Here is a 12530-nt window from a genome sequence, read left to right as displayed (position 1 = left end):
ACGATTGGGGCTGCTGTTGGTGGGGGCGTTTGGGTGTGAGAGGTCGTTGGGGCTCTATGCCGGCGCGGGGGTGGTTGCTGGACTGGAAAGGTCGCTACTGCCATCATTGTTTTGCCCCGAGCCTCGGCGACACGGGGCCGCGAAAACATGGTAGCCTTCTGGGTCTCGCCTTACCGGATCGCCCGCTATCCGTTTTCCGTCGTCCCCCACTTCGGTCGTCCCGCCTTGAATTCGCATTTTACAGTCCTGGATTGGATCATCCTGGTCGCGTACTTCGTCGGCGTGTTGTCGCTGGGGTTTTTCTTTTGGAAGCGAAGCGGTTCCAGCGACGAATTCACCAGCGGTGGTCGGTCGTTGCCCGGTTGGTTGTGCGGTCTATCGATTTTCGCAACCTTCCTTAGCAGCATTAGCTATCTTGCCCTGCCCGGAAAATCGTTCGTCGACAATTGGAATCCGTTTGTCTTTTCGTTGTCGATTCCGATCGCGGCGATGATTGCGATTCGATTCTTTGTACCGATGTACCGGGCATCGGGCGAAGTGTCCGCGTACGCGTTGCTAGAGAAACGATTTGGCGTTTGGGCTCGGATCTATGCCAGCGGGTTCTACCTGTTGTTTCAAGTCGCCCGAATCGCGGTGGTGATGTACTTGATGGCGCTGCCGATGGCCGTGATTTTTGGCTGGGACATTCGTTGGGTCATCATGGTGACGGGCGTGATGGTGACGGTGTACTCCTTCGTCGGCGGAATCGTGGCGGTCATCTGGGCGGATGCGATCCAGGCGATCGTGTTGTTGGTGGGCGCGTTGGTTTCGCTGGCCGTGATCCTGGCTGGGATGCCCGGCGGTATGGGGCAAGTGATGGAAATCGCCGCCGACAATGACAAGTTGTTGCTGGGCAGTTTCAGTCTTTCGTCCGTGTCCGAATCCACCGTCTGGGTGTTGTTGGCGTACGGTCTGTTTGAAAATCTTAAAAACTTCGGCATCGACCAAAGCTTTATCCAGCGGTACATCGCTTCGAAGAGCGACCGTGATGCGGCCCGCAGTTTGTGGCTAAGTGCTGGTCTGTACGTGCCCGTTAGCGCGGTGTTCTTTTTCATCGGCACGTCGTTGTTCGCTTGGCACCAGATTCACCCCGGCGATACCCAAGAGGTTCGTTTGGTGGTGGCGAAACAGCGTCTGATGCAACAGGGGATCGCACCGGCAATGGAGACGGCTGCGGACGGAGCAACGCGTTTTGCACCTGCGTACCAAAAGCAGCTGAATGATACCGCAGCCCAGCTTTCGGATCGCGACATCGGCGACCGTGTGTTCCCCCACTTCATTGCCGCGCACCTGCCATCGGGCGTGTCGGGTTTGTTGGTCGCAGCGATCTTCGCGGCGGCGATGAGTACGGTGTCGACGTCGCTGAATTCGTCCGCAACGTTGGTGATGAGCGACTTTTTTCAGCGTCTGGTTTCGCCGCGGGCTAGCGAACGGCAACTGATGGGCGTGTTGCATGGCGCGACCGTCGTATGGGGCGTGCTGGGGACAGCGTTGGCGCTGGCGTTGGTTCAATTGACCGAAAGTGCGCTCGACATTTGGTGGGCACTGTCGGGCATTTTGGGAAGCGGGATTTTGGCCCTGTTCCTGCTGGGCGTGATCTGTAAACGGGCCACCAATTCGCACGCTATCTTGTCGGTTACGATCGGCACCGCAGTGATTGCATGGATGGCGCTGTCGTCGGGTGGTTTGTGGTCCGAGTCGTGGATTCTGCCGCCCAGTCCCTTTCACCCGCTGTTGGTGATCGTCGTGGGAACGGTCGTGATCGTCGGTATCGGAGCCATTTTGTCGGCCGGCAAGTCGAAGCCTGCTGCCTAGGCATCGTCACGTATTCGAATGGTTTTTTGTTCCAGAGGCTCTTCAAGCATGTCAGCGGTAGTATCACTCGGACTAGATTTTGGGACCGAATCGGTTCGCGCGATTTTGGTGGACCGCGATGGGCAGCAATTAGCGATCGCGGCAGTCGACTTTGCGCACGGTCAGATCACCGACACGTTGCCCGGATCGTCGGATCCACTGCCTGCCCATTTCGCTCTGCAAGCACCCGACGATTGGTTGGATGCGGCGGCCGAGGCGACGCGATCGGCAATGTCCCAATCGGGTGTTCGAGCGGATCAGATCGTTGGTGTGGGGGTCGACTTTACAAGTTGCACGATGTTGCCCACAACGATCGACGGCACTCCGCTTTGTCAGGTCGAATCGTTGGCGAGCGTGCCCTTGGCATGGCCCAAGCTTTGGAAGCACCATGGTGCGATCCAGCAAACCGAGCGAATGAACCGCATCGCCAACCATCGCAACGAGTCGTTTCTGGCTCGTTACGGTGGGACGATCGGATTGGAATGGTTCTTTCCCAAGGTCTTGGAAACGATCGAAAACGCTCCGCAAGTTGCGGACGCCGCCGAGGTGTGGTTGGAAGCCGGAGACTGGTTTGTTTGGCAGTTGGTCGGTGGCCCGGCAAACGAACTGACCCGTTCCAGTTGCCAAGCGGGATACAAGGCGATGTGGTCGGCTAGCGAAGGATATCCGTCGCTGGACTATTTTGCCGCCGTACATCCCTTGTTAGCCGAAGTGGTCGCCAACCGATTGCCCGGCGTGATGCGATCGCCAGGGGAATCCGCCGGGGGCGTCTGCGACGCGATGGCGAAGCGGTTCGGGCTGCAGACTGGAACTCCCGTGTCGGCGGCGATCATCGACGCGCATTCGGCGGTGCCGGGTGTCGGCGCGGCCGATCCGGGGACCTTGGTGATGGTGCTTGGGACCAGCAGTTGCCACATGCTGAACGCGACCGAGTTCGCGAATGTCCCGGGGGTTGCCGGCGTCGTGGACGGCGGGATTTTGCCGGGAATGTTTGGGTATGAAACCGGACAGGCAGCGGTTGGCGACGCGTTTGCGTGGCTGTTGAAACTGGTGAACTTAGAATCGTTCGAAAGCCTGTCGGAGGCCGCGATGAAGTTGCCGCCGGGAGCCGACGGAGTGGCTTGTTTGGACTGGATGAATGGTTGCCGAACGCCGTTGATGGATGGCGGTGTGCGGGGCGCATTGACCGGCCTCGGTCTGCACCATGGCCCGGAACATTTGTATTTGGCACTGATGGAAGCGTCCGCGTTCGGGCTTCGCTGGATCGTCGAATTGCTGCGTGACGGTGGTGTCCCCATCGATCGTTTTGTGGCCACCGGTGGATTGCCGCATCACAACCGCGCATTCGTCGAAGTGTACGCCGATGTGCTGGGTGCCGAGATCGAAATTCATCCATCGACTCAAGGGCCCGCGGTGGGCGCGGCGGTGTTGGGGATGTTAGCGGCAGGTCCCGATGCCAGCGGGTTCCGCGACGTAACCGAGGCAGCGTCGGCGATGGCGTCCGCCAAATCGGGCCAATCCGACAAGGTTTATCCTCGCTCGGATCGCTGTGCCGCCTACCACCAACTTTATTCAGGCTATCGAGAACTAGCCCGCAAACTTGGCCCGTCCAATGGAAACTCGGCCCCCCGAGAAACCGCCAACTGAAACTAGGCCAACTGAAACTAGGCCTGACCAGTTCCGGTCACGGCGGCACACCGGTTGCCGTTATCGGCCAATCGAAATCTGATTTTACGTTCATTTCCAGGAAGCTTTTTTTATGTCCAAAACCGTCATCCTTATCGCTTCGGGTGACCTTCGCGATTCAGCCAACCAGGTGTGTTGGTCCGCGCAGGCTGAAATGGAGCAGCAGTTGACCGCCGCAATCGAATCCTTTGGGTACGAGGTCAAACGGGGCCACGATTACGATGCCGAATTGGGGCACGGGTTCATCCGGTCACAGCGTCAGGGGATCGATGTATTCCGAGAGATCGATCCTGATGCGCCGTTGATCGTCGCCGAGGCGGTTTGGCAGTACTCGCACCACGTGCTGGCTGGTCTGATGACCCATCGTGGCCCCATTTTGACAGCCGCAAACTGGTCGGGCCAATGGCCGGGTTTGGTGGGCTTGTTGAACCTGAACGGATCCTTGACCAAAGCGGGCGTGCGGTATTGTTCGCTGTGGAGCGAAACGTTTTCGGACGAAGCGTTCCTGACGAACCTGAAATCATGGTTGGACGACGCGACGGTTTCGCATGACACATCGCACGCGGCCGCGTTGGATCTTGCCGCATGTGATGAAAACGCTCGCCAAGTTGGGACCGAGGTCGCCGAGACGCTGCGACGTGACAAAGCGATCATGGGCGTTTTTGACGAAGGCTGTATGGGGATGTTCAATGCGATCATTCCGGATTCCTTGTTGAACCCATTGGGGGTTTTTAAAGAACGGCTAAGCCAGTCGGCGCTGTATTACGAGACGCTGCAGGTGGATACCAGCGAAGCCGAATCGGTTCGACTTTGGCTGGATGATCACGGAATGAAGTTCCACACCGGCCCGGATCACGCCACCGATTTGACCGATGCTCAGATCCTGGATCAGTGCAAAATGTACATCGCGACGATGCGGATTGCCGACGACTTCGGTTGCGACGCCGTGGGGATCCAATACCAACAGGGATTGAAAGATCTGTTGCCGGCCAGCGATCTGGTCGAAGGCATGTTGAACGATTCCGTTCGTCCGCCGGTTCGATCACGCGACGGGAGCCGGGAACTGCACCCTGGGCAACCGTTGATCCACTTCAACGAAGTTGACGAATGTGCGGGGCTGGATGGGTTGTTGACCCAGCGAGTACACCAGGCGCTTGGGCAACCGGTGGAAAACACGCTGCACGATTTGCGATGGTCGGATCGCGATCTGTCGGGAACCGTCGAAGGCCAGGTTTGGGTGCTCGAGATCAGCGGTGCCGTCCCAGCGTCGCACTTCGAGGGCGGCTGGGCTGCGGCCGAAGGGTTCCGCCAACCACCGATGTACTTCCCGTCCGGGGGCAGCACCGTTCGCGGGATCTCCAAACCGGGCGATGTGGTCTGGTCGCGAATCTTTGTGGCCGACGGAAAGCTGAAAATGGATCTTGGGCTAGCCAAATCGGTCGCGCTACCTGATCAGGAAACTCAGCGGCGCTGGGACGCGACGACGCCTCAGTGGCCGATCATGCACACCGTGTTTCGCGGCGTGTCGCGGGACCAGATGATGGCCCGACATCAGGCCAACCATATCCAAGTCGCCTACGCCCGATCCGAAGCCGAAGCCAAGGTGGCGATGCAGGCCAAAGCGGTGGCGGCATCCGAATTGGGCATCGAAGTCTGTTTGTGTGGCGACGTCGACTGACGCCGCGGGGCCAAGAACGTCCGCTATCCCCCCCAGGTCCCCATCATGGGGGCGTTAGAACGGCGTGTGAGCGGCGGGCGGGGGCAAGACGAGGCACGGGCAGCAAAAGCGGTTCACCGGGGCCGGGTTACGCTCACCGGGCAAAGGGCCGCGAATCACGGGTGCAGGCGGTCCATTCCGAATCCCTATGGGACATCGACCGGATTGTCTAGGATAGTCAAAATCGTTGCTTGAACCCTTCGCACGATCGCCGCCACGTCCAAGTTCGAAATAGCATGAAACTGATTCGCAATTTTTGCATCATCGCCCACATCGACCACGGCAAATCGACCTTGGCCGATCGATTGATTCAGGCTTGCGGAGGCGTGACGCAGCGTGATTTCCACGACCAAATGCTGGATTCGATGGATATCGAGCGTGAGCGTGGGATCACGATCAAAAGCAATACGGTGACGCTGGAATACACCGCCAAGGATGGGAACCTGTACCAGTTGAACCTGATCGACACTCCCGGTCACGTTGACTTTTCGCACGAAGTGCGTCGTTCATTGATGGCCTGCGAAGGGGCCCTGATGGTGGTCGATGCGTCGCAGGGGGTGGAGGCCCAGACTGTGGCGAACCTGTTCCTGGCGATGGAATACGACCTAGAACTGTTGCCGGTGATCAACAAAATCGATCTTCCAGCGGCGAACGTCGATCGGGTCCGCGAAGAAATTGACGCCGACCTGGGCTTGGATCCGTTTGCGGCGATTCCCGTTTCCGCCAAAACCGGACAGGGGATTGAAGATGTGTTGGAGGGCATTGTCCATCACCTTCCGCCGCCCACCGGTGACGAGTCGGCTCCGGTGAAAGCCCTTGTCTTCGACGCGTTCTTTGACAAGTACCGTGGCGTGATCCTGCAGGTGCGAGTGATGGAAGGCACACTGAAGCCTCGCGACACGATTCACTTCATGCACTCGGACCGCGATTTCACGATCGATGAACTTGGTTACAACCAGTTCAAACTGAACCCCAAGAAAAAACTGTCGGCTGGCGAGGTTGGTTACATCGTTGCGGGGGTCAAGAGCGTCCAGGATATCGAGATTGGCGACACGATCACGATCTTGGATCGTCCCGCCGATGCGCCGATTCCAGGCTACCAGCCGGCCAAGCAGGTTGTGTTTTCGTCGGTCTATCCGATGAGCACCGATGAGTACCAGGATCTGACCAAGGCACTGGAAAAGTTGGCGATCAACGACGCCGCATTGACCTACGAAAAGGACAGTTCAGCGGCCCTCGGGTTCGGGTTCCGCTGTGGGTTCCTTGGACTGTTGCACCTGGACGTGATTCAAGAACGCTTGCAGCGTGAATTTGACATCGGTTTGGTGATCTCGGCACCATCGGTCAAGTATCAGCTGATGCTGAAAAACGGCGAAACGCTGGAGGTCGATAACCCTAGTTATTGGCCTGACCCGTCCACAATCGATTCCGCTAGCGAGCCCTACATCAGAGCGCAGATCCTGACGCCCGAGGAATACGTTGGACCAGTCATGGAGCTGTGTCGCGAGCATCGCAGCGAGAGTCAGACGATGAATTATCTGTCGGCTGGCCGAGTCGAGGTGGTCAGTGAAATGCCGCTGGGGGAAGTCTTGTTTGACTTCTACGGCAAGTTGAAAATGATCACGCGAGGATACGGGTCGTTCGATTACGAACCGGTCGAGTATCGCAAGACCGACATCGTGAAGGTCGACATCTTGGTCAACAAAGAACCGATCGATGCGTTGGCGTACTTGGTGCACCGGGACAAATCGCGTGCTCGGGCACTGCACTATTGCGAACAGTTGGCGGAAGAGATTCCACGCCACCAGTTCAAGATCCCAATCCAAGGTGCCATCGGGGGCACGATCATCGCGCGAGCGACGATTGCTCCGTACCGAAAAGACGTGACGGCCAAGTTGTATGGCGGCGACGTGACTCGTAAGAAAAAGCTGCTGGAAAAGCAGAAGAAGGGGAAGGCGAAGATGAAGCAATTCGGAAGCGTCAATATTCCTCAGAAGGCTTTCGTTTCCGTGCTTCGTGCCGACAAGGACTGAACCTCCGGCTCCCGTCGTTTTGAAACCCAGGCGATCTTGGAATCGGACGGTCACGCTATGGAACAACCCAACGTCATCGACACGGTCGTCTTCGAATCGGGCAGTCGCCGTGCTTGCATGGAATCACGCTTAGTGCTGGATTCTGCTGGGATTGCGTCTCATGTGGTTCGCCAGGGGGGCCTATGGCAGTTGGTGGTCGCCGGGCGTGATGGCGAGGTCGCGGTTTCCGAGTTGTCGTCCTACCTGCAGGAACGTCAGTCGGAAAAGCAACCGGTTGTTTCCACCGTCACCAAGTACGGCGGCGCCACCTGGGGCGTGGTCGGATACGTGACCGTATTGGTGGTGATCGGTGCGGCTTCCTTGTCAGAATCCTCGCGTCCAGTCTGGCAAGCGATCGGGCGAATGAATGCCGGACAGGTGATGGCCGGCCAGTTGCACCGTGCTGCGACCGCACTGACGCTGCATGCCGACATCGGGCACTTGTTGTCGAACCTGGTTTTCGGTGGCGTGTTCGGATGGTTGGCTGGGCGCATCCTGGGCGGCGGAGTGGCTTGGCTGACGATCACGTCGGCGGGGGTCTTCGGGAATCTATTGAACGCCGCGATGCGACCGGCCGAGCATAATTCGATCGGAGCGTCGACGGCGGTGTTTGCCGCTTTGGGCGTGATGGTGGCGCACGCTCTGCGTCCACGGACGATGACGAACCAGAACGCGATGCAGCGGTACAGTCCATTGATCGGCGGCGTGCTGATGTTGGCGATGATGGGGCTTGAAGGTGACCGCACGGATGTCGGTGCACACATCACCGGATTTCTTGCCGGACTGTTGATGGGAGCGGCCGCAGCACGATTGCCCGAAGTCTGGCTGCGAAGTCGTTGGTTTCAGGCATCCGCGGGTGCAATCGCAATCGGGATTGTGGTGGCAGCCTGGGCCATCGCGATTGCCACGGCGAAGGTCTCAAGCGGGGCGTCACCTTCGTAGTGGGATTCGCCAGAATTCCCTCGGTTGGCAGGGGCTTCTGGCGAAGCCCAAGACGTTGCCCGTATACGTTGCGCGTGAACGTTGCTGTTGGACGTTGCTGTTCAGATCGGCTTGGTGTGCACCGCTTGACCACCGTTTGCCGACTGGGGCTCGGCTCTCCGCTGAGGGGGGGGGAGAGCCGAACGATTTCGTGCTGTCTTTCACGGGCCGGGCTTAGCGTTACTGAGGCTGATAGCCTTGCCACATCCACACCAACGTGTCGGCAAGTGTTTTCTCGAACACCTTTCGGTCACAGTGCTTCGTGCCGCGGCTGAACACGTACCGATAGTCGTATCCCTTGGCGGCTAGGGCTGCGGCGGTTCGCTCGTTCGCCATCACCCAGTTGTGATAGGTTTCTTCGGGATCGTTGTTCCGCAAATCGTGCTCGGAAACGTGGGTGAAAATTCGAAGCGGTTTCTTTTCGCTGTTTTCGATCAACTTCATGCTGGAGTGATACTCCCACGCGCCCAACGGGTAGTCCGCTTCCTGCGGTGCATCGTCGTCCTGTTGGTCGACGAAGGTTCCCGAATAGGTGATCAGCCGACGGAACAGGTCGGGGCGGAACCATCCCATTGTCAGTGCGGCCGCGCCACCACTGCTGCAACCCATCACCGCGCGACCCCACGGATCTTTGGTGATCGCGATGTTGGGGTAGGCGGCGCGGATTTCGGGATCGTTCAGCACGGCGGGCAAGACTTCGTCGTTGATGAAACGAGCCAACCGGTCGGACATCGTGTCGTATTCCAGGCCTCGCTGGCTGCCCTTGCTGTCGTCACCACCATTTTCAACCGCGATCGCGATGAAGGCTGGCAATCGTCGCGCAGCATCTTTGCTGATGGTGAGGTTGTCCAGTGCGTTTCGGACCAAGTCCAGGCGGTTGGGCCCGTCGTGGATCACCAGAATTGGGGCGTCGGTTCCGTCTTGATAAGCGTTCGGTACATAGACCACGATCCGACGCGCTTTCCGTACCTTCTTTTGGGGGCTGAGTGTCGCATCGGTGCCATCGAAGATCTTGCTGTCGGCCAACGCCATCTTGAATTCGAACAAACGACCTTTGGGGTTCCCAAGGTCGGTCAATTCGGCAGCGATCGTGTAGTCGGGGCCCACAACGAAATTGCCGTTTTCGATTGCTTTTGCGGTTGGTTCCTGCCCCTGGGCAGGAAGCACGGACAAGCAAACAGCAACGTACAGAGCACGCGAAATCCACGGTTGGGGGGAATGAAGTACAGATCGGAAGGGCATGACAGGTCATTCTCGGGGTGGGGCGGGGGAAGTGCAGTGGGCCGACGAATCGTTTTGATCCGGTCTCCTCAATTTAGTCGAATATCAGGCCTGTGTTGTTGCGATCACCCGGGATCCCCAACTTCGGTTCCCCTTGGCCCATCATCTTGCTCTATACTGGGAATCCAAACCAACCGCTGCGAATCCAATGTGCCTGGGCTAAACCACCATCAACGGTTCGCTGCAGTTCCCACCTAAAGCCCGCCCCATTCAGTTCTGACGACCTTTCTTCCGCTTCATCCAGATCATTGCTGCCAGACCCGCATGGTTTGTCAGCACGGCCTGTAGCGGGATGTTTGACCGAATCAATCGTCCGCTCGACCAGCGACTGTTTCTGATTGTGGTACCTGAAACACCGATGGATAGGTGATCCGCCATGCATCTGCCGCTAACTTGCCCCAAGTGGTTGCCGTTCGTCGTTCTGTGGATATCCATCGGGATCGACCCGCACGGTCGTTTCGCGCAGTCAGCAGAGCCCGCGGCCCAACCGGACCAGCAGGCGACCGCCAAACAGATCGAATTCTTTGAATCGAAGATCCGTCCAGTACTGGTGGACCACTGCTACGAGTGTCACTCGGATGACGAGCAAGAATCCGGTTTGCGAGTCGACACGTTGGAAGGCATGCTGCAAGGCGGTCATGCGGGCGCATCGATCGTTCCCGGCAAACCGCAGCGCAGTTTATTCATCACGGCCGTCGGCTATCGCGACAACGATTTGCGGATGCCGCCCGAGGGGAAGCTGTCCGATGCACAAGTCGCTGATATTTCGCGTTGGATCGAAATGGGCGCACCGCATCCGGATTCGGGCAGCGTCAAGCTGATTCGTCGCACGGGTGATGTCGACTTGGACGAAGGGCGGCAACACTGGGCATTTCAACCTCCGGTTCGAACCACGCCACCCGAAATCGATGGCATGACGACGGCCGTTGCAGCCAGCGATCGCCATTCCGGATGGATCGACAACCCAGTGGACGCGTTCATCATCGCCGGCCTGCAACGAACCGGTTTGACTCGGGTTCCTGCGGCCGACAAGCTGACTTTGATTCGACGTGCGACCTTCGATTTGATCGGCTTGCCACCGACGGTTGAAGAGATTGATCAGTTTTTAGCCGATGATTCGGACCAAGCGTTCGCCCGCGTGGTCGATCGTTTGCTCGCCTCGCCCCATTACGGCGAGCGATGGGGCCGTCACTGGTTGGATATCGCTAGGTACGCCGATTCCAACGGTGTGGACGAAAATGTCGCGCATGGAAACGCCTGGCGATATCGCGATTACGTGGTCGATGCGTTCAACAACGACAAACCCTATGACCAATTTGTGGTCCAGCAGTTGGCCGGGGATCTGCTGCCCGATAGCGATAGTTACCAGCAGCGCAATGAACGCTTGATCGCCACAGGCTTTCTTGTTCTGGGGCCCAAGTTCTTGGCCGAACAGGACGAAGCCAAGATGGAAATGGACATCATCGACGAACAGATCGATACCATTGGCCGATCCATGATGGGGCTAACGCTGGGCTGTGCCCGCTGCCATACCCACAAATTTGATCCGATCAGCCACCATGATTACTACGGTTTGGCGGGGATCTTCAAAAGTACGCAGACCATGGACAGCTACAAGACTGTCGCGGTCTGGCACGAAAACGAGATTGCGTCACCGCAACAACTTCAACAGCAAGAATGTTTCGATCGCAAGGTGGAATCGAAACAGAAACGGATTGACCAGTTCATCGCAGACGCTACCGAAACGTTGGAACCAAAACAGCAAGAACTGGCTCTTGCCGAGCGGGAAAAACTATTCGACCAGTCGACGACCGGAAAGTTGAAAACGCTGCGGGACGAATTGGTTGAACTGAAAAAGGAAGCTCCCGAACTGCCCAAAGCGATGGGAGTGATTGACGGTGAAGTGGCGGACACATCGATTCACCTTCGCGGCAGCCACCTGACATTGGGCGACGTCGTGCCCCGGCGTTTCCCGCAGGTCCTGGTTCCGACCGATCAGTCTGAATTACCCGATGACCGTAGCGGCCGGCTAGAGTTTGCTCGCTGGTTGGCCAGTCCCGATCACCCCCTGACCGCTCGCGTGATGGTCAACCGGATTTGGCGTGGTCACTTTGGGAAAGGGCTGGTCACGACGGTCGATAATTTTGGGATCCAAGGGAGCCCGCCGAGTCATCCCCAACTGTTGGATTGGTTGGCGACGGAGTTTGTCGAAAGAGGTTGGTCCGTCAAATCGATGCACCGAACGATCATGCTTTCCCAGACTTATCAAATGGCAAGCGACTACGATCCGAAGAACATCGAATTGGATCCCGAAAATCAATGGTATTGGCGTCAGAATCTTCGACGTCTGGAAGCCGAAGCGATTCGCGACGGACTGCTTGCCATCAGCGGGAAATTGGATCTGAAGACCGGTGGCAGCGAACTGGCCTACGACAACCGTGCCTACGTTTTTAACCACACCTCTGACGATAAGTCTAGCTACGATACCGTGCGTCGATCGATCTACGTGCCGGTCATACGCAACCACTTGTACGACATGTTTCGCTTGTTCGACTACTCGGATGCCAGCGTCCTGACCGGGGACCGAAACGTCAGCACCGTGGCACCACAGGCACTGTTCATGATGAATTCGGACCTGATGGGCGAGATCGCTGATTCGGTTGCGGATCGCATCCTGGGGATGTCGACAGATTTTGATCAGCGCATCCAAGCGATTTATCGACAAACCTTCGGTCGCCCGGCAAGCGAGCATGACGTTGCGATCGCGCGACAGTTCATCGACGCCTTCCCAGCGGAATCGGCGGACCAGGGAACAAACGCCACTGACGCAAACCGCAAGGCCTGGCAAGCGTATTGCCAAGCCGTACTCTCATCCAGCGAGTTTCTTTATGTCCGATAGA

The 12530-nt window shown here is 57.9% G+C and carries 7 protein-coding genes; 6 read left to right on the top strand and 1 reads right to left on the bottom strand.

Features of this window, described 5'->3' with window-relative positions; translation table 11 throughout:
* Positions 1 to 225 precede the first annotated feature (225 nt).
* The 5 genes from K227x_RS17980 to K227x_RS17960 all read left to right on the top strand — a co-directional run bounded on the left by K227x_RS17980 (position 226) and on the right by K227x_RS17960 (position 8310).
* Complete coding sequence (locus K227x_RS17980; RefSeq protein WP_246145897.1) at positions 226 to 1854, top strand: sodium:solute symporter; 1629 nt, start codon at positions 226 to 228, stop codon at positions 1852 to 1854.
* A gap of 48 nt (positions 1855 to 1902) precedes the next feature.
* Positions 1903 to 3540 (top strand): ribulokinase, encoded by a 1638-nt coding sequence (locus K227x_RS17975; RefSeq protein WP_145171637.1) that lies wholly within the window; start codon positions 1903 to 1905, stop codon positions 3538 to 3540.
* Between the two features lie 112 nt (positions 3541 to 3652).
* A complete protein-coding gene (locus K227x_RS17970) occupies positions 3653 to 5257 on the top strand; it encodes a fucose isomerase (protein WP_145171635.1) in 1605 nt (534 codons plus the stop codon).
* 275 nt (positions 5258 to 5532) lie between these two features.
* Positions 5533 to 7329 carry a translation elongation factor 4 gene (lepA, locus tag K227x_RS17965; protein ID WP_145171633.1) on the top strand — a complete coding sequence of 599 codons (1797 nt, stop codon included), beginning with the start codon at positions 5533 to 5535 and terminating at the stop codon, positions 7327 to 7329.
* A gap of 57 nt (positions 7330 to 7386) precedes the next feature.
* A complete protein-coding gene (locus tag K227x_RS17960) occupies positions 7387 to 8310 on the top strand; it encodes a rhomboid family intramembrane serine protease (RefSeq protein WP_145171630.1) in 924 nt (307 codons plus the stop codon).
* 219 nt (positions 8311 to 8529) lie between these two features.
* On the opposite strand, the gene K227x_RS17955 is transcribed toward K227x_RS17960, so the two are convergent.
* Positions 8530 to 9591, bottom strand: a complete 1062-nt coding sequence (locus K227x_RS17955; protein WP_145171628.1) for an alpha/beta hydrolase — start codon at positions 9589 to 9591, stop codon at positions 8530 to 8532.
* A 415-nt stretch (positions 9592 to 10006) separates the two neighbouring features.
* On the opposite strand from K227x_RS17955, the gene K227x_RS17950 reads away from it, so the two are divergent.
* Positions 10007 to 12529 (top strand): DUF1553 domain-containing protein, encoded by a 2523-nt coding sequence (locus K227x_RS17950; protein WP_145171626.1) that lies wholly within the window; start codon positions 10007 to 10009, stop codon positions 12527 to 12529.
* The last annotated feature ends 1 nt before the right edge of the window (position 12530 follow it).

It is taken from the genome of Rubripirellula lacrimiformis (assembly GCF_007741535.1).
Lineage (GTDB): Bacteria > Planctomycetota > Planctomycetia > Pirellulales > Pirellulaceae > Rubripirellula > Rubripirellula lacrimiformis.
This window is presented reverse-complemented; position numbering and strand designations above follow the sequence as displayed.

Coding starts and splice junctions, on each gene's coding strand:
- K227x_RS17975 (WP_145171637.1), top strand. CDS start 1,903: ATGTCAGCGGTAGTATCACTCGGACTAGATTTTGGGACCGAATCGGTT.
- K227x_RS17970 (WP_145171635.1), top strand. CDS start 3,653: ATGTCCAAAACCGTCATCCTTATCGCTTCGGGTGACCTTCGCGATTCA.
- lepA (WP_145171633.1), top strand. CDS start 5,533: ATGAAACTGATTCGCAATTTTTGCATCATCGCCCACATCGACCACGGC.
- K227x_RS17960 (WP_145171630.1), top strand. CDS start 7,387: ATGGAACAACCCAACGTCATCGACACGGTCGTCTTCGAATCGGGCAGT.
- K227x_RS17955 (WP_145171628.1), bottom strand. CDS start 9,591: ATGCCCTTCCGATCTGTACTTCATTCCCCCCAACCGTGGATTTCGCGT.
- K227x_RS17950 (WP_145171626.1), top strand. CDS start 10,007: ATGCATCTGCCGCTAACTTGCCCCAAGTGGTTGCCGTTCGTCGTTCTG.